1 protein-coding gene is annotated in these 243 nt (G+C 58.8%); it reads left to right on the top strand.

Features of this window, described 5'->3' with window-relative positions; translation table 11 throughout:
• Positions 1-243, top strand: a 243-nt coding sequence (locus RMT89_RS45010) for a DUF6118 family protein (RefSeq protein WP_315889530.1), incomplete at both ends; no start/stop codon positions are given.

The following is a 243-nucleotide window of genomic DNA, read 5'->3' as shown; positions in this document are numbered from 1 at the left end:
GCTGGCGTTCTTGCCGCGCTTTTTGCCCTTCCCGGCAGACAGCCATGTTGCAAGCCTTGTCATGGGTAACGACCGCATCAACGCGGCATATGCCATGATCAACTCTGTGGATCCTATCGGCGTCAAAAAGATGCAATGGGGGGCCGGGTTCTATGAGGCCAGCGGCGGGGAGATTTCCGCGTGCTTGGAGAAGGCCAGGCAGACGGCCAAGGATCAGAAGTGCAACATTACTGTGCCCGCGCC

Source organism: Streptomyces sp. P17, from assembly GCF_032436805.1.
Taxonomy (GTDB): domain Bacteria; phylum Actinomycetota; class Actinomycetes; order Streptomycetales; family Streptomycetaceae; genus Streptomyces.
Note: the sequence above shows the minus strand (reverse complement) of the source record. Positions and strands in the feature narration are given on the sequence as shown.